Source organism: Comamonas sp. JNW (assembly GCF_003105075.1).
GTDB classification, from domain to species: Bacteria; Pseudomonadota; Gammaproteobacteria; order Burkholderiales; family Burkholderiaceae_C; genus Comamonas; species Comamonas squillarum.
Map to the genome: position 1 here is coordinate 368,316 of NZ_QETI01000003.1, position 15,344 is coordinate 383,659.

The 15,344-nt window shown below is 64.2% G+C and carries 19 protein-coding genes; 5 read left to right on the plus strand and 14 right to left on the minus strand.

Features of this window, described 5'->3' with window-relative positions; all coding sequences use genetic code 11:
• Window positions 1-77 precede the first annotated feature (77 nt).
• Both DCO45_RS07240 and DCO45_RS07245 read right to left on the minus strand, forming a co-directional pair.
• The gene (locus tag DCO45_RS07240) at window positions 78-1,082 is read right to left on the minus strand and encodes a FecR domain-containing protein (RefSeq protein ID WP_116925175.1); all 1,005 of its coding nucleotides are present in this window, start codon (window positions 1,080-1,082) and stop codon (window positions 78-80) included.
• A complete protein-coding gene (locus DCO45_RS07245; RefSeq protein ID WP_207788054.1) occupies window positions 1,079-1,645 on the minus strand; it encodes a sigma-70 family RNA polymerase sigma factor in 567 nt (188 codons plus the stop codon). The genes DCO45_RS07240 and DCO45_RS07245 overlap by 4 nt, the downstream gene beginning before the upstream one ends.
• A 453-nt stretch (window positions 1,646-2,098) precedes the next feature.
• Here DCO45_RS07245 and DCO45_RS07250 point away from each other — a divergent pair, with 453 nt between their 5' ends.
• Window positions 2,099-2,608, plus strand: a complete 510-nt coding sequence (locus tag DCO45_RS07250; protein ID WP_116925177.1) for a hypothetical protein — start codon at window positions 2,099-2,101, stop codon at window positions 2,606-2,608.
• Window positions 2,609-2,812: 204 nt separating this feature from the next.
• On the opposite strand, the gene infA is transcribed toward DCO45_RS07250, so the two are convergent.
• The 11 genes from infA to DCO45_RS07300 all read right to left on the minus strand — a co-directional run bounded on the left by infA (window position 2,813) and on the right by DCO45_RS07300 (window position 10,627).
• Entirely contained in the window at window positions 2,813-3,079 is a 267-nt protein-coding gene (gene infA / locus DCO45_RS07255) for a translation initiation factor IF-1 (protein WP_116925178.1), read from the minus strand.
• 28 nt (window positions 3,080-3,107) lie between these two features.
• A complete protein-coding gene (locus DCO45_RS07260; RefSeq protein ID WP_116925179.1) occupies window positions 3,108-3,332 on the minus strand; it encodes a hypothetical protein in 225 nt (74 codons plus the stop codon).
• A 316-nt stretch (window positions 3,333-3,648) separates the two neighbouring features.
• Window positions 3,649-4,071, minus strand: coding sequence for a hypothetical protein (locus tag DCO45_RS07265; RefSeq protein WP_232539603.1), 423 nt, complete (start codon window positions 4,069-4,071; stop codon window positions 3,649-3,651).
• A 561-nt stretch (window positions 4,072-4,632) separates the two neighbouring features.
• Complete coding sequence (locus DCO45_RS22920) at window positions 4,633-4,806, minus strand: hypothetical protein (RefSeq protein WP_158400602.1); 174 nt, start codon at window positions 4,804-4,806, stop codon at window positions 4,633-4,635.
• Between the two features lie 229 nt (window positions 4,807-5,035).
• Window positions 5,036-5,692, minus strand: a complete 657-nt coding sequence (locus DCO45_RS07270) for a glycosyltransferase family A protein (protein WP_116925180.1) — start codon at window positions 5,690-5,692, stop codon at window positions 5,036-5,038.
• A 7-nt stretch (window positions 5,693-5,699) separates the two neighbouring features.
• On the minus strand, window positions 5,700-6,278 hold the full coding sequence (locus tag DCO45_RS07275) for a class I SAM-dependent methyltransferase (protein WP_116925181.1): 579 nt from the start codon (window positions 6,276-6,278) through the stop codon (window positions 5,700-5,702).
• Window positions 6,275-7,021, minus strand: coding sequence for a PIG-L family deacetylase (locus tag DCO45_RS07280; protein ID WP_243419275.1), 747 nt, complete (start codon window positions 7,019-7,021; stop codon window positions 6,275-6,277). Before DCO45_RS07280 ends, DCO45_RS07275 begins: the two co-directional genes overlap by 4 nt.
• A complete protein-coding gene (locus DCO45_RS07285) occupies window positions 7,021-8,046 on the minus strand; it encodes an acyl-CoA/acyl-ACP dehydrogenase (protein ID WP_116925183.1) in 1,026 nt (341 codons plus the stop codon). Before DCO45_RS07285 ends, DCO45_RS07280 begins: the two co-directional genes overlap by 1 nt.
• Window positions 8,047-8,049: 3 nt before the next feature.
• Window positions 8,050-9,594: a trehalose-6-phosphate synthase gene (locus tag DCO45_RS07290; protein ID WP_116925184.1), complete on the minus strand. Its 1,545-nt coding sequence runs from the start codon at window positions 9,592-9,594 to the stop codon at window positions 8,050-8,052.
• A complete protein-coding gene (gene otsB, locus DCO45_RS07295; RefSeq protein ID WP_116925185.1) occupies window positions 9,591-10,370 on the minus strand; it encodes a trehalose-phosphatase in 780 nt (259 codons plus the stop codon). The genes DCO45_RS07290 and otsB overlap by 4 nt, the downstream gene beginning before the upstream one ends.
• Complete coding sequence (locus DCO45_RS07300) at window positions 10,370-10,627, minus strand: hypothetical protein (protein ID WP_116925186.1); 258 nt, start codon at window positions 10,625-10,627, stop codon at window positions 10,370-10,372. The genes otsB and DCO45_RS07300 overlap by 1 nt, the downstream gene beginning before the upstream one ends.
• 252 nt (window positions 10,628-10,879) lie before the next feature.
• On the opposite strand from DCO45_RS07300, the gene DCO45_RS07305 reads away from it, so the two are divergent.
• From DCO45_RS07305 to DCO45_RS22925, 4 genes are all read left to right on the plus strand, one after another.
• Window positions 10,880-11,884 (plus strand): Ku protein, encoded by a 1,005-nt coding sequence (locus DCO45_RS07305; protein WP_116925187.1) that lies wholly within the window; start codon window positions 10,880-10,882, stop codon window positions 11,882-11,884.
• Between the two features lie 25 nt (window positions 11,885-11,909).
• Window positions 11,910-14,420 (plus strand): DNA ligase D, encoded by a 2,511-nt coding sequence (gene ligD, locus DCO45_RS07310; protein ID WP_116925188.1) that lies wholly within the window; start codon window positions 11,910-11,912, stop codon window positions 14,418-14,420.
• 185 nt (window positions 14,421-14,605) lie between these two features.
• On the plus strand, window positions 14,606-14,800 hold the full coding sequence (locus DCO45_RS07315) for a hypothetical protein (protein WP_021028206.1): 195 nt from the start codon (window positions 14,606-14,608) through the stop codon (window positions 14,798-14,800).
• 132 nt (window positions 14,801-14,932) lie between these two features.
• Window positions 14,933-15,103, plus strand: a complete 171-nt coding sequence (locus DCO45_RS22925; RefSeq protein WP_021028205.1) for a hypothetical protein — start codon at window positions 14,933-14,935, stop codon at window positions 15,101-15,103.
• A 73-nt stretch (window positions 15,104-15,176) separates the two neighbouring features.
• On the opposite strand, the gene DCO45_RS22930 is transcribed toward DCO45_RS22925, so the two are convergent.
• On the minus strand, window positions 15,177-15,329 hold the full coding sequence (locus tag DCO45_RS22930; RefSeq protein ID WP_165841144.1) for a hypothetical protein: 153 nt from the start codon (window positions 15,327-15,329) through the stop codon (window positions 15,177-15,179).
• Window positions 15,330-15,344 lie beyond the last annotated feature (15 nt).

Here is a 15,344-nt window from a genome sequence, read left to right on the forward strand (position 1 = left end):
TCATTTATTTTTGAGGGGCGAGGCCGATGCGCTGCAGCCCCATCCCGAACAGACCTGTCCGGACAGGTCTGTGCGCCTCAGGCCGCCTCGATCACGACCAGCCAGCCGCGCTGGTAGACGCGCACCGTGATGGGCAGGGTCGCCGCCAGCGCATCCAAGGCGCGGTCGCTGTCATCGAGCGCATAGTTGCCATAGACCCGCAGCGCCGCAGCCTGGGCGCTGATGCGGACAAAACCCCGGCGGTAGGCCCGCAGCGCCTGCACCACCTCGCCCAGCGGCTGGTGGTGCACTTCGAGCATGCCGCGCTGCCAGGCAGCCGCTGCCTGCGGGCTGGTGTCGTCGCCAGCGATCGACAGCGTATCAAAGCGCGCGCTTCGGCCTTCTTCCAGCACCTGGCTGGCACCGGCTGCAGTCGTCAGGCGCGTGGCGTGCTCGAGCATGCTGACGCGGGTAGCGGCCTCATCCAGCCGTACGGCAAAGCGGGTACCCAGCGCCTGGATGCGGCCGTGCGGGCTCAGCACCTCCAACGGCGCCAGGCCGTTGCTGGCGGGCTGGGCCTGCAACAGCAGCGCGCCCTGGCGCAGCTTGACCCGGCGGCGGTCCGCGCCAAAGTCCAGGTCCACGGCCGAGCGCGCATCCAACAGCAGCTCGCTGCCATCGGGCAGGGTGAACGCATGGCGCTCGCCGGTGCCGGTGCGCAGGTCGGCGGTGATCTGGCGCAGCGGCATCTGGCGGTTGGCCAGCAGCAGCGCCCCGGTGGACACGCCGGCAACGGCCAACGCACCGCTGAGCAAACGCCGCCGGCTGCTGCCCCGGCGCTGGGCATGCGCGAGGGCCTGGCCCATCACATCTCCGATCGGGGTGGCGGCTTGGGGCGCGGCCACGGCGCGGGCAGCGCCAAACTGCGCATGCAGGCTGCCGCTCAGCCGCTGCCAGACCACCTGGTGCTGGGGTTGGGCGGCGAGCCAGGCACGGTGGCGGGCCTGGTCGGCCTCGGTCATCTCGCCCGAGTGGAACTGCACGAGCCATTCCACGGCCGCTTCGCTGACCGGGTCGAGCGCGGATTCGGGGCCTGCCGTCATCCAGCGCTCAGGCGGGTCGCCATCGCAGGTGCTGCATTGCGCACTGGTGCGGTAATGCCGGCATCCTGCCTGGCCAGGGCCAGCGCAATGCGGCGAAAGCCCTCTGCCATATGGCGGCGCACGGTGCTGTGCGAGATGCCCAGGCGCGTTGCGATGGCCTCATAGCCCAGACCATCGAGCTGGCTGAGCAAAAAGGCCTGCTGGGCCGGCAGCGGCAGGCCGTCGAGCGCATGGGCCACATGGGCCAGCGTCTCTTGCAGCACCGCCAGCTCTTCGGGCGAGGGCATCAGCGGCTCGGGCTGGGCGCCCAGCGCTTCGAGGTAGCTGCGCTCCAAGTCGCGGCGGCGCCAGTGGTTGATCAGCAGCCGCTTGGCAATGGTCGTCAAAAACGCCCGGGGCTCACGGATGGCCTCGGGCGGCGTGGCACTGGTGAGCACGCAGACAAAGGTGTCGGCCGCCATGTCCTGCGCATCGGCGGCATTGCCGAGCCGGTGCTGCAGGCGCTGCTGCAGCCATTGGTGGTGGCCGGTGTAGAGAAGCTGGATGTCGGGAATGGCAGACATGGGAGGCGGTGCCAAACAGGCGGCAAGCGGATGCATTTGAGAATTATTCTCATTTTAAGCCGGTTTCCTGGGCCTGTCGGCAATACCCTCGTGCCGTGGGATGGATGCCGATGGGCATGCGGCGCAAGGCGTCGTTTGCGGTCAGCTGCGAGCTCGTGGCAACGACGACGACGCAGCGAATCGCCCGAGCCCGCATGCAGGCAAATCAGAGGCGTTGGCCGAGGGCCCTTCGCTCTGGCGTTGGGGTTTGTGTTGTGCCGCGGGCCAGATGCGGGCCGCGCTGCTTCGCCGAGCACGGTTCGCATGGCTATCGATGGCAGTCGGCGCCATGGATGAGGTGCCTGGCCAATTGGTAAACGCGGGAAGCGCCTACTTGAAGGACATCTACTTGCTCTCGCTCCATCGCCCTGGCGATGGGGTAGCCTGACTCACAGCTTCAGGTAAAGGAACGAGATGAGCTATGGGCAAATACTGTTGTTTTTCTTCATGTGTTGGCTGTCGTACTTTGCGTACTGGCTTTTGTCGAGGGGGCCGCCGAATGCGCCTGGGCGTCTCAGCCGCCCTGTTGAGGGCTCGGTCCGATTGGAAGACCTGATATCAAAAAAGCACTGGGCCAGAGGGGAGACGGTCAAAATTGCCGACGATGGCAGCTATACGGCAAACATCTCACGAGTCGCAGGCAATACCTTTGGTGAAAACGCCAACCGGGAGTGCATCGCGTTTCTTGTTCCAGAAGACGGCAAGGCGAGTTCCGACAAGGCCGTGTCAGTGGTGGTGGATGGGCTGCGCATCGGTCAGCTGTCCGCGAGAGACCTGATGCCCTTTGAAGTCATGTTGCACGGCGCGGGATTGCATGCCCAAGTCACATCCTGCGATGCATATATCGGCGGTGGCGGAACGGGGGCGGACGGGAAAAAGCGGCACTATGCGATTTGCCTGGATGTGGATTGGTTCGAAGCCTAGCGCCTTGAAGGCGGGCCACCGGGGTTCGCGGGCCTGTCACCGAGCCTGATGACTGAAGCGCGCCATGGCGCTGGCTTGCTCGGTGGTGCATGCCATGGCCCACAGCGGCGAGATTGCAGCCCGGGGCCTGCAGTGGACGAAAAAAACCGCCCGGAGGCGGTTATAGATCGGCAGAGCCAAGCTCCTTAAAGGTTGCTTGTCTGTCTATCGCTTGCGGAACTGCTTGGAGCCGGTGGCGGCTCCCGTGCGAGGCGCAAGATGCCGGAACGTAATTCGACCCTTCGACAGATCGTAAGGGGACATTTCGATAGTCACATTGTCCCCTGCAATGATCTTGATACGGTGCTTTCTCATCTTGCCACCGGTATATGCAATGAGGGAGTGTCCATTGTCCAGGTTCACGCGATACCTGGCATCTGGAAGAATTTCTTCGATCTTCCCCTGCATTTCGATAAGGTCTTCTTTGCTCAACGGATGTCCTTGGTGATGGCCTGCGGCCTTATTTCATGAGGGCAAGCTGCATGCCCTCTTGCTTGGCGTGATCGACCGCCTCCTGCGCTGTCTCGAACAGCTTGGAGAAGGTGTACACGGTGTCTTGCGCTACTGAGCCCTGGCCGGACTTCAATGAGACTGCGGATTGGAACTTTCCGTCTGGCTGCTCGCACACGCCTGGCGAGATGAAGTAACGGGAAATTTTGTTAGTGTCTTTAAAAAAATGAAACATGGGTGCGCGCTCCACACGTTGACACGGTGGAGCATGAAGCGCCAGAAATAAATGCGAAAGAGGGAAAAGCCGACCCTAGGAATTTATTGTGGCTTGGAGGGCTTGCCTAGGATGGTGTGCACAGCGCCTTGAGCACTTTGCACTTTGACGAATCAAGGGGCAAGCATGCCCTGATCGGATATTTCAGGATAGCACAAAGCTGACTTCCGTGCGCGAGAAGTCCAATTGCAGGAAGAATCCAGGTCAGGGCCCAGGGTGGGCACCGGCTCCCAAAAAGGCAACCCATCCTGTGGCAGCGACGGTACACCCCAGAGCGCTACGGCGCAGCGATGGCTGCGGGTAATGCGAAATCAGGATGGTCGTACAGCCGTTGGCAAGCCCGCTTGATCTGGTAGGCGGCCATTTCGCTGCGCGTGTCTTGCGCTTTTCGGGCTGAACACTGGGCCCCGGAGCGGAAGTCTGTGCCGCCATTTCTTGACCCTTGTCCTACCGCCTCCATCCCTGCGGGGTAGCTTGCCAAGCAGCCTTGCGATACCGCCTTGGCAGCAGCGTCGCTTCCCACTTGTTCCGCATGGTCGAGGATGCAGGTTGCGTAGTTGCCCGCCCGTATCGGTAGGGGCCACAGCAGGGCCAGTGCTGCCAACGGTGACGACAGCGCAATCCACCAAGAAAAAAACCGCGCAACGGCGGTCAGGTCTTTGGACTGCAGCGTCCCCCTGTTATAGAAATTTGAAGGCATGCACCGCCGCGATCTGCTGGTCCTGGCCGGGGCGATCTTTGTCTGCAGGGAGTTTCTTGTCTTGCTCCTGCGGCGCTGGCACCCCCGCGCTGTGCAGCATCAGTTTGGACGTATCCCAAAACGACGCAGGGGGATAGGCTGAGAATTTGAACATGTAGACCTCCGGTCTATTGCGGCAGATCAAGATGGATTGCCTCGACCCACAGTACTCCTTTTAATGACCTTAAACCGGCCCACACAATGTCTTACGTTGGCACTTTGGGTAGGCACCGCCTGCGCCGCTTGCCGCGCCGTTGGCACATGCCAGAGACGCCATCGCTGGGCACAGAGCATGCTGGGATGTCGCATTGCCATGCGGGTACCGGGCGCTTTTGCGACCAAAGGAGCCGGAACCCAGATGCAATTCCAGGCAAACAGCCCGCCAGTGGGCGGGCTGTGGTGCCGGTAGCCAGGCCTGGGTGATACCGCAGGCAGGTGCAAGAAAGCCGATGCTCGCTAAAAGCCGTTCATGCAAGCTTGAACCGGATGGAGGAGATGCACGAACTCGGCGTGAAACAGAGACTAGGTGGCGAGCTGCTTGGCGTTTTGCAATGCAGCGAGGCGGCGGTACTTTTCGAAGGTCTTGCTGATATCAGTGGACACCGCTGGAACATAGCGGTTTTGCTTCTCACCACGCTGCGCGACTAAGGGTCGGGTTGGCATGGTCAGCATCGGAAATGATGGCTGGTGTTGCATGACGAACTCCTTTCTTCGATAGCTCCATGATCGCCGCGAAGGGCTGCTTCGCGGTGTAGGCGCTGTCTGAGGAATGTCAACAGATTTGAGCTGACTGGCTGTAGTGTTTTTGCCCGTGGCCTGCTGCCGCAGCGATGGCGTTGGGCAGATTGCTGCAGCGCCTGGCGGCACATCAGGCCTTGAGGGCAGTTTTGGTGCTGCGTGCAGGGCTGCCTTAGCGCAGCCCGTGCTAGGTTGCCCGCCGAATGGCCCCCGCAAAGCCATGCTCGACGCGCGAAAAAGGCCGGCCGCTGGTGAGCACCCGCGGCAAGGCGCTCCAGGCGATCTGCGCGCCCAGGGCGGCAAGGCGGTCCACCAACGCCTGGTCTTCGCCGCACTCCATCGCGTCAAACCCGCCCGCCTGTTGGTAGCAATGGGCAGACAGGCCCAGGTTGGCGCCATGCACATGGCGGTGGCCGTCGCGGTCCTGGTAGCTCGATTCAAAGCGCAGACGCGCGGCCTGTGCATCCAGGCCGTGCGCCTCCCAGCTGTCGACCCCCACCGTGCCGCAGACCACATCGGCCCCCAGCGACAGCTGCACCGCCAGCCAATCGGGTGCCACGCGGGTATCGGCATCGGTAAATGCCAGCCAGCGCGCCTGGTGCTGCAGCAGATGGCGCGCACCTGCGGCCCGCGCGCGGCCCACATTGCGGGCACTGACGTGCAGGGTCACAAAAGGCCATTGCTGTGCGATGGCAGCGCTGCCATCGCTGCAGCTGTCGAGCACGACGACAACCTTGACGTCTTCGCCCTCCAGGTCGGGGTGCAGGCTGGCGCGGGCGACGCTCTCGAGGCAGGCCGCGATAAGCTCCTCTTCGTCATGGGCGGGTATGCAGATACCAATCATCGGGTGCTCACAGTCTTTCCCAAACCTCTAGCAAGAAATCAGTCTCGCGGTGCTCCACAACAGTCTTGAGCGCTGCGCTGGCCCCCACCTGCGCATGGATGGTATCGGCGGCTTGCAGCAGGTCGGGCGCCTGGTGGCGCCAGTGGCACATCAGCCAATGACCACCCGGCGCGAGGCACGACAGGCAGCGCTCGATGAACAACGCCAGATCGGCATCACACAGGTAGTAGGCGAGCTCGGAAACCACCAAGAGATCAAAGCCGCCGGGTGGAACCTGGGGCCACTGCTGCGGCAGTTGCAGCTTTTGCAGGTGCAGCTGGTGCCGGTCCTCGCGCTGGATGCGGGCGTTGCACAGCAGCATCGCCGATTCGGCACAGTCGGCGGCGATCAGTTGGTCACAGCGCTCGAGCAGCGCCATCGTGGTTTCGCCATTGCCGCAGCCGGGCTCAAACGCGTAGCGGTAGTGCTCGCGCGGCAGCGATGCCAGCAGCAGCTGGCGTTTGCGCCGCTCGTACCAGGCGGTCTTGACGGCCCAGGGGTCCGGGGAGCGTTGGTAGAGCTGTTCAAAGTGTTGGCGCTGGTTCATCGCAAGATCACCTCGAAGTTGCGCAAGAGGCGCGCCGTGGCCCAACGGGGCAGGATTGGGGGTCTGCCCGTGGACGGGTCAGGCAGCAACTGGCTGCGAAAGCAGGACAGCGCCAGGCATTTGCGGTCCAGCTGCTCGGCGCTCAGCGGCATGCGCACGGCCTGCTGCCAAGGCACGCGCTGGTCTCCGGGGCTGGCCCAATGCCAGGTCCAGATTGGCACCTCAAACAAGCGGCTGCCCACATCGGCTGTGGCTGCTGCGCAGGCCTCGCCGGTGGCCTCGTGGTCCGGGTGGCCGTCATAGCGCCACGGGCAGAAGACGGCGTCCGTTGCGCGCAGCAGTTGCTGCAGGCGCGACTCGAGCTGGGGCTGGTGGTCCTGTACCTGCCCATCAGGGATGCGCAGGTGGATGATCTGGCTGCCCGGGCAGAGCAGGGCCAGCGCCTGGGCGCTTTCGCGCTCGCGGGCTTGGGCCAGTTGGTCCGGCGTCCACAGGCGCGAGCCCGGGTGGCTGGCTTCGCCCGAGGTGACGGCGATCACCGTGCAGGGCAGCGCGTTGGCCTCGCAGTACTGCATGATGGCGGCAGTGGCAAGAATCTCATCGTCGGGATGGGGTGAGACAATCACCACCCGCTGGCAGCCTTGCAGCAGCGCATCGGCAGGCGTGGTGTTCAAGGGGGCCTGGGCCAGCCAGGACTGCCATTGCAATTCGGGGGTGCCTTCTCCCTCGATATGGCGGGACATCAGAGCTTCCATGGTGCGTTGTTCTCCTGTTGTGTGATGGCCTGCCCGAGAGCGGCGAGATCGCGCTCCGCATGGCTTTGGCGGATAAAAATTGGCAGATCGGCCAGCAGCAAGGCGAGCGACCTGTCTTTGCAAAAAGGGCCCGGGCCCAGCGCGCGCGGCACATGCTGCAGCACTTGCTGGGCTGTGGCCTCGGCGGCCAGGCGGGTGCGGTTCACTTCCCGGGTCCAGGGCTGGTCAGGCTGGGCATCGATATGGGCTGCCGTGGCGCGCAGCAGCGCGGCTGTGGCCGAGAGCGCCACATCCACCGCGCCCAGGTGGGCCAAGGCATGGGGCTCTGCATGGCTGCGGCAGGTGCGCAGCAACTGGCCCGCGATGCGGGCGCTGGCGCCATACCAGCACGCTGCAATGCCGGCGCCCCCATGCTGAAAGCCCGGGCGGCTGAGGTAGGCACCGGGCTGGCCCACCAGGGTGCCAGTGGCGTTGCGCAGCTGCACATCCACACTCGCGCTGTCGGCCATGCCTACGGCCTGCCAGCCATCGCTGCTGACCTGCACTGCGGGCTGGAGCAGGTTGACGGCGACCAGACAGCGCTCGGTATCGGAGAGCCAGGCGGTCACCAGCGCATGGTCCACGGATTGCGCGCCCGAGCACCAGGCCTTGGTGCCGGTCAGCAGCACCTTGCTGCCGGGGGCCAGGCCATCGCTGGCGCTGAGCGCTACGGCCTGCACCCGGTTGCCCGGCGGCTCCGCGCCCCAGACGGCCCAGGTCCGCGCCGCTGCCGGCGCCTGCGCGCCCAGTTCAGCCAGAGTGGCCAGCGCATCGGTATGGCCCTCAAACAACTTGACCAGGCTGAGGTTGCTGGCTGCCACAGCCGCCAGCGCCCGCCAGCGCGCCAGGGTCTGGCCCTTTCCGGGCAGAGGCAACCGGTCAAGGCGCTGCGCCACCAAGGTGCGCAGCATCTCTGCGGGCTCCTGCGGCTCGGAGGCGGTCAGAAAATCTTCAAGTTCGGTAGAGGCATTCATCGTTCAACGGCCCATGCGTATTGCTGCAGCGTCCGGGCGTGGTGCGGGGGCGCTGCCGCTCACCACACGCAGATAGGGAAAGCTGCCATCCCGCGTGGGGCGGGTCATCGGCAGCTCGCCATCCGCGGCGGCAACGAGGCGGTGTGCTGGCACAGACAAGCGCGGTTTACGCGGCATCGCAGGCTGGCACTGGTCCAGTGCCTGCAAAAAGCGCTGGCACCACCAGTGCACATCCTCGGCCTCGATGCGGGCCAGCAGCTTTTGGTGCCGCTCGATGCGCTCGGCCAGCGGCATCTGGAGGGCCTGGTCCAGGCTGTTGGCAGTGCTGTGGGCGTCATAGGGATTGACCAGCAGGGCTTCTTGCAGCTGCTCGGCCGCACCGGCAAAGCGCGACAGCACCAGCACCCCGGGGTCAGCCGGGTCCTGGGCGGCAATGAATTCCTTGGCGACCAGGTTCATGCCGTCGCGCAGCGGCGTGACCAGGCCCACCGCTGCCGAGCGGCACAGGCCCGCCAGTTGGGCACGCGTGAGCACCTGGTGCATGTAGCGCACGGGCATCCAATCGAGCTCACCAAAATCGCCATTGATGGCGCCGCACAGCGATTCGAACTGGCGGCGGATCGCGGCATAGGCCAGCAGGTGCTCGCGGGTGGGCGAGCCGATCTGCACCAGGGTGGCGCTGCGCCGGTGGGCCGGGTGGCGCTCGAGCAGATCGCGAAAGGCGTGGATGCGCTCGGGCAGGCCCTTGGAGTAATCGAGCCGGTCAATGCCCACCACCAGGCGGCGCTGGCGGTATTCCTGCTCCAGTGTCGCCTGCACCTGCTGGGCGGGGGGGGTGGCCGTCAGCGCTGCAAAGGCGCGGGCATCGATGCCGATCGGAAACACCTCGCAGCGCGTTTGCTGGCCGTGGGCGCGGTAGTGGTGGCGGTGGCTGATGCGGCCATCTGCCTGTGCCAGCACATAGCTCTCAAAATGCTGCAGGTCCTGCCGGCTTTGCAGGCCCACCAGATCAAATGCCATCAAGGCCTGCATCAATGCCTTGTGCTGGGGCACGGCCCCGAGGGCGACCAGCGGCGGGAATGGGATGTGCAGAAAGAAGCCGATGCGCTGCTGGCAGCCCAGCGCGCGCAATTCAGACGCCAGCGCCATCAGGTGGTAATCATGCACCCAGATCACGTCATTGGGCTGCAGCAACGGCAGCAGCTGCTGCGCAAACTGGCGGTTGACACGCTGGTAGCCTTCGTAAAAGCTGGGGTCGAATGCAGCCAGATCCAGGCGATTGTGGAACACCGGCCAGAGCACGTTGTTGCAAAAGCCGCTGTAGTAGCTGTCATGGTCGCAGCGCTCCAGCGTGGTCGTGGCGACGGTCACGGCGCCCCATGGGCGGATGGAGGGTTGCGCTGGGGACTGCTCCGTGACCGCGCCGCCCCAGCCAAACCACAGACCGCCGTGGCGCTGCAGCGCCTCTTCCAGCGCGATGGCCAGGCCACCGGGCGCCGCATCCTGCGGATCGGCCACGCGGTTGGAGACAATGACCAGACGGCTCATGGTTGCACCTCCGCCGGCCGGCGCAGCGCGCTCAGCATGCGTTGCTGCGTGCACGCGGCTTGAAGCCAGTGGTAGACGGCCTCCACGCCATCGAGGCGGTGGCTGGCGCAGCTTACGTCCGCGCCCACCTTGATGGCGACGCCGCGCTCGGCCAGCACAGCGGCAAAGCCGCTTTCATCGCTGATGTCATCACCCAGGAAAAATGGCGTGCGGCCGGAAAACGGCGGCTCCTGCATAAAGGCCTGGATGGCGCGGCCCTTGCTCGCGCCCACCGGCAGCATCTCCAGCACCTGCTTGCCGCGCAGCAGCGTCCACTGCGGCCTGTGGGCCAGCATCGCTTGCAGGCTGCGCAGGCACAGGTCCTCCAGCGATGGATCGCGGCGGTAGTGCAGGGCAACACCGCTTTGTTTGGGCTCGACATACAGCGCTGGGTGCGCCTGGGCCAATTGCTCGCAGGCGTCGATCACTGCAGAAATATCACCTGGCGCGTCGTCGCATTGGTGGCCTGCGGCATCGCGGCGCTGCGCGCCATGCGCGCCGGCACAGGGCAATTTCAAGGGCTGCAGGAAGGCGTCGATGACTGCAATCTCCCGCCCGGAGATGATGGCCAGCGCGCCGCCCAGCAGTGCCTGCAGATCGCGCAACAACGGCACCAGCCCGGCAGGCACGGCAATGCTGTCTGGCGTTGTGGCAATGGGCACCAGGCTGCCATCGAAGTCCAGGAACAGCGCCGCATTGGCGGGCAAATGCGGCGGCACTGGCAAGAGGCTGGCCATCAGGGATCCAGCGGTTCGGGGCTGATGACGCGCTCGGATTCGGGATCCTGCGGAATGTCGGGCTCGGTGCTGGGTGAGAACGGAGGGTGGGGCGGGTCCTCGCCCGGCTCGGGTGCCAAAGGCTCCTGCTCGGGATAGGGCTTGCCCACGGGATCCATGGTTTCGTCTTCGGGGTAACTGGGTTGGGTTGCGGGCCGGGTGTCGGTGCGGCTGTCGGTACCGGTTTCCGGCTGGGTGTCTGGCTTGGTGCTGCTCATGTCGTGCTCCTCGGTCGTATGCCTACTAGGTTCGCTGCTGCCGCGCCCCAGGTCTGTAGGATTTGTGCGCCCGCGCATGGAGTCATCCAAGCGAGTTGGCAGCTGAGGCTGGTGCAGGATTGGGGTGGTGCGGTCTTTTTGTCAGACCGCGCTGGCATGCAGATGGTCGGAAGTTCCCTGCGCGCGTTGCCATTTGCTCTCAGCGGTCCGGCCGTGACGCGCGCACACTGGCCGCATACCTAGGAGGCCGGCATGAAAGCGCAGCAAGGCAACGCCCCGACATCGACACGAACCATCTGGAAAGGCGCGATCAGCTTTGGGTTGGTACATGTACCCATAGGGCTGTACACGGCCACACGCGATTCGGGCATTGATTTTGACTGGCTGGACAAACGCTCGATGGAGCCAGTGGGCTACAAACGCATCAACAAGCGCACTGGCAAGGAGATCGCCAGCAGCGATATCGTCAAAGGCGTGGAGTACGAAGACGGGCGCTATGTGATCCTGAGCCAGGAGGAGATCAGCGCGGCCTTTCCCAAAACCACGCAGACCATCGAGATCGAGGCCTTTGTCGATGCCGATGACATTCCGCTGATCTACCTGGAGCGGCCCTACTACACGGCGCCGCTCAAGCGCGGCGAAAAGGTGTATGCACTGCTGCGCGAGGCGCTGCGCAAGACCAACAAGGTCGGCGTGGCCAAGGTCGTCATCCAGACCAAGCAGCACCTGGCCGTGCTGGTGCCGTGCGGGCGGGCGCTGGTGCTGAACCTTCTGCGCTGGGGCGGTGATATCCGCTCGTTCGAGCAGCTCAACCTGCCGCCCCAATCGCCCAAGGCCGCAGGCATCAGCAGCGCCGAGATGGACATGGCCGTTGCGTTGATCGAAGACAAGGCCCAGGCCTGGAATGCCGATGATTTTCGCAATTCCTTCTCCGAACAGATCCAGAAGCTCATCGTTGCCAAGGTCAAATCGGGCGAGGTCGAAGAGGTGGTGCAGGCGCCCAAGGATTCGCCGGTATCGGGCGGCGCCGAGATCCTGGATTTGACCGCATTGCTCAAGCGCAGCCTGGCTGGCGGCGCCAAGACTGCCGAGGCCAAGCGCGCTGCACGCAAAACCAAGGCCGCGCCGGCCAAGACCAAGGCCAGTGCCCCAGCCAAAGTGGCAGCCGCAGCGGCTAAACCCAAGGCCAAGTCCACGCCAGCCACCAAATCCGCCAGCGCCCGCAAGCCCACGCCTGCCAAGCGGCGTGCGGCTTAGTGGCCTGGCGCCCTGGAGGCTCTGCATGCCCAGTTCATTGGACAAATACCAAGCCAAGCGCAACTTTGCCAAGACCCCTGAGCCGGCCGACGGCGGCGAATCGGTCGCGGGCCAGCTGCAGTTTGTCATCCAGAAACACTGGGCCAGCCATTTGCACTACGACCTGCGGCTCGAGCTCGATGGCGTGATGAAAAGCTGGGCGGTGCCCAAAGGGCCCAGCCTGGACCCCAGCCACAAGCGCATGGCCGTGCAGGTGGAAGACCACCCGATTTCCTACAACCGCTTTGAGGGCCAGATCCCCGCCGGCCACTATGGCGCGGGCAAGGTGATCGTCTGGGACAAAGGCCTGTGGCTGCCGCTGGCTGACCCGCACGAGGGCTACCGCAAGGGCAAACTCCATTTTGAGTTGCAGGGCCACAAGCTGGGCGGGCGCTGGACCCTGGTGCGAATGAAGGGCAAGGAGGGCGAGCGCCAACCGCCTTGGCTTTGGATCAAGGAAGCGGACGACTTTGCCCGCCCGGCTGGCGAGTTGGACATTGTCAGCGCCCGGCCCGACAGCGTGGCCAGTGTGCAGCGGGCGGCGGTCGCCCAACTCGCTGCAGCGCCAGCGGCCCAGCGCGGCACCACCCGCAAAGCGAAAACCCGAGCCTCTGCCTTGCCCACCACGATGGCACCGCAGCTGGCCGTGCTCGCTGATGCGCCGCCTCCGAACCCCCAGGACTGGGCCTGGGAGCTCAAGCTCGATGGCTACCGCATGGCAGCGCGCAAACAGGGCCGCAAGCTGGCGCTGTGGACCCGCAATGGCAAGGACTGGACGGCCAAGATGCCGGCGTTGGCAGCGGCCCTGCAGCATGTGCAGCTCAACGACGCCTGGCTGGATGGCGAGGTGGTAGCGCTCAATGACAAAGGGCTGCCCGATTTTCAGCGGCTGCAAAACGCGTTTGATGGGGAGGGTACGACCGACCCTGTCTATTACCTGTTTGACCTGATGTTTGCCAATGGTCAGGATTTGCGTGCCCAGCCCTGGCAGGCGCGGCGCCAGGCGCTGCGGGCGGCGCTGGATGCCAGCCCGGGCTTGGGCAACAGCGTGCGAATCAGTGAGGCTTTTGCCGGCGACCCGGCACAACTGTTGGCCTCGGCCTGCGCGCTGGGCATGGAGGGCATTGTCGGCAAGCGCAAGGATGCCGCCTACCGCGAGGGCCGCACGGCGGACTGGATCAAGCTCAAATGCGGCCAGCGCCAGGAGTTTGTCATCGGCGGCTACACGCGCCCCCAAGGCACGCGAACCGGTCTGGGCTCATTGCTGCTGGGGATGCACGACAGCGGCGGCCAACTGGTCTATGCCGGCAATGTGGGCACCGGTTTTACCGAGGCCAGCCTGCGCGCGCTGACGGCGCAACTGCAAAAAATCAAGACTAGGACATGCCCTTTTGTGGACCCCAAGCGCATTGACTATGCGGCCATCTGGGTTCGTCCCGAGCTGGTCGCAGAAATCGCCTTTGCCGGCTGGACCGGCCAGGGCCGGGTGCGCCATGCGGTCTTCCATGGCTTGCGCGGGGACAAGCCCGCCAACCAGATCACTCGGGAGAGAACCACCACCATGCCTGTTTGCAAGATAACCCCCAGCGCTACCGGCGGCATTGAGGTCAGCCATGGAGAGCGCATCATGGACGCCAGCACGGGCGTGACCAAGCTGGACGTGGTGCGCTACTACGAGCAGGTGGCGCCGCTGATGATGGAGCACCTGCAAGACCGGCCTACCTCGCTTGTGCGCACCCCCGATGGGGTGGGGGGCGAGCATTTCTTTCAGAAGCACCTGCAGGCCCGTGCCATGGCCGGCATCGTGCAGTTGCCCCCGTCGCTCGATCCGGAACACCCGCCGCTGCTGGCCATTGCCCAATCGGAGGGCCTGGTCCAGGCGGCGCAGTTCAATGTGCTCGAGTTCCACACCTGGAACGCCAGGCGCGACAAGATTCTGCGGCCCGACCGCATGACCTTTGACCTGGACCCGGGAGAGGGCGTGGCCTGGCCGGCGGTGCAGGAGGCGGCCGAGCTGGTGCGGGTGCTGCTGCAGGAGCTTGGCTTGGAGCCCTTTCTCAAAACCAGCGGCGGCAAGGGCCTGCACTTGGTAGTACCGATCCAGCGCCGCCATGACTGGGATACCGTCAAGGGCTTTTCCAAGGCGATCGTGCAGCACCTCGCAGCCACCGTGCCCCAGCGCTTTGTGGCCAAGAGCGGCCCGCAAAACCGCAAGGGCAAGATCTTTGTCGACTACCTGCGTAATGGCTGGGGCGCCACGACGGTCAGTGCCTGGTCGCTGCGGGCGCGGCCGGGTATGGGTGTGTCGGTACCCATCGGCTGGTCGGAGCTGGACCAGGTCAGCAGCGGCGCACACTGGGGCATTGAGTCCATTGAAGCGCGCTTTCGCAAGGGAAATGCACCCTGGGATGGCTATGCCCAAGCGGCGGTGTCAATTACCGCGGCAATGAAGCGGCTCGCTGACGCAGGCTCATCATCGGGTGATGGATGGGCTTGAAAGCCTCTATATCAACCCAGTGCATATCAGCTGGGTTAGTCTTACGGAAAGCAAATAACAAGTCTGCGCCACGCCTGGGGGTGGCTGTAGGACGTTTTCTGCTTATTTCGTAATTTTAAGATCGCTGGCTGGCGTTTTGGAGTAGTTTTGTTACAGTTTAACCACCAAAGCATTGGAGGCTAGGAATGTCTACGCAGACCGGAAATGACAAGGAGAAAGACGCCTATTTGGATGCGTTGAAAGCCCAGGGCGCCGAATTGCTGGCAGACCACCCGGCAGAAGGCACCATTGAGCACGCGCGCCTGTCGCTGATCGACGCCAAGATCGAGCAGTTGACGCGACCCATCACCGCAGACAGCTGGAAAACGCCGGAATACTGAATACGCCCGGGGGTGTACCAAACGTTGGTTCTTGTAAAAGAACTTTGCAAAACGCGTGGATGGCGCTATCGTCGTGGAACCTGGACCGTCAGCCGAATCTACGGTTTGGGTATCAGGTGGAAAGGAGGTCTTATGCGAGAAGCGGAAGACCTGCTTGTGGTGACGCAAGCGCAATACGAGCGTCTGGAACTGGAAGTGATTGGTTTACGGGATCTGGAGCCCTTCATGGGCTCTCCGCAATATGATCGCCTGCAGGATGTGGAATTGGCACTGAAACATTACCAAACGCAATTTCGCCCCTAAGCGATACGACACAAAACCCGCAGTGGCGGGTTTTTTCCTGGGCGGGTCTTGCGGCCCGCCTGCTTCACCGCTTTTACTGCTGCTGGGACTGCGCTTGCTGCTGCTGGTTCTGGCCCCGGCCTTGCTGCTGCTGCTGGGCAGGGCGCTGCTGGTTTTGTTGGTCCTGCTGCTTTTGGGCAGGTTGTTGGCCATTGGGACTTTGGTTGGGTTGCTGCTGGTTGGTCATCTCTGTCTCCGGTTA

Bases quoted from the DNA above. Each gene is read 5' to 3' on its own strand.
- DCO45_RS07290 (WP_116925184.1), bottom strand. From the start codon at position 9,594: ATGAGCCGTCTGGTCATTGTCTCCAACCGCGTGGCCGATCCGCAGGAT.
- DCO45_RS07315 (WP_021028206.1), top strand. From the start codon at position 14,606: ATGTCTACGCAGACCGGAAATGACAAGGAGAAAGACGCCTATTTGGAT.
- DCO45_RS07285 (WP_116925183.1), bottom strand. From the start codon at position 8,046: ATGAATGCCTCTACCGAACTTGAAGATTTTCTGACCGCCTCCGAGCCG.
- DCO45_RS07240 (WP_116925175.1), bottom strand. From the start codon at position 1,082: ATGACGGCAGGCCCCGAATCCGCGCTCGACCCGGTCAGCGAAGCGGCC.
- otsB (WP_116925185.1), bottom strand. From the start codon at position 10,370: ATGGCCAGCCTCTTGCCAGTGCCGCCGCATTTGCCCGCCAATGCGGCG.
- DCO45_RS07275 (WP_116925181.1), bottom strand. From the start codon at position 6,278: ATGAACCAGCGCCAACACTTTGAACAGCTCTACCAACGCTCCCCGGAC.
- DCO45_RS07300 (WP_116925186.1), bottom strand. From the start codon at position 10,627: ATGAGCAGCACCAAGCCAGACACCCAGCCGGAAACCGGTACCGACAGC.
- DCO45_RS22920 (WP_158400602.1), bottom strand. From the start codon at position 4,806: ATGCAACACCAGCCATCATTTCCGATGCTGACCATGCCAACCCGACCC.
- DCO45_RS07280 (WP_243419275.1), bottom strand. From the start codon at position 7,021: ATGTCCCGCCATATCGAGGGAGAAGGCACCCCCGAATTGCAATGGCAG.
- ligD (WP_116925188.1), top strand. From the start codon at position 11,910: ATGCCCAGTTCATTGGACAAATACCAAGCCAAGCGCAACTTTGCCAAG.
- DCO45_RS07260 (WP_116925179.1), bottom strand. From the start codon at position 3,332: ATGTTTCATTTTTTTAAAGACACTAACAAAATTTCCCGTTACTTCATC.
- DCO45_RS07245 (WP_207788054.1), bottom strand. From the start codon at position 1,645: ATGTCTGCCATTCCCGACATCCAGCTTCTCTACACCGGCCACCACCAA.
- DCO45_RS07270 (WP_116925180.1), bottom strand. From the start codon at position 5,692: ATGATTGGTATCTGCATACCCGCCCATGACGAAGAGGAGCTTATCGCG.
- DCO45_RS22930 (WP_165841144.1), bottom strand. From the start codon at position 15,329: ATGACCAACCAGCAGCAACCCAACCAAAGTCCCAATGGCCAACAACCT.
- DCO45_RS07305 (WP_116925187.1), top strand. From the start codon at position 10,880: ATGAAAGCGCAGCAAGGCAACGCCCCGACATCGACACGAACCATCTGG.
- DCO45_RS22925 (WP_021028205.1), top strand. From the start codon at position 14,933: ATGCGAGAAGCGGAAGACCTGCTTGTGGTGACGCAAGCGCAATACGAG.
- DCO45_RS07250 (WP_116925177.1), top strand. From the start codon at position 2,099: ATGAGCTATGGGCAAATACTGTTGTTTTTCTTCATGTGTTGGCTGTCG.
- DCO45_RS07265 (WP_232539603.1), bottom strand. From the start codon at position 4,071: ATGCCTTCAAATTTCTATAACAGGGGGACGCTGCAGTCCAAAGACCTG.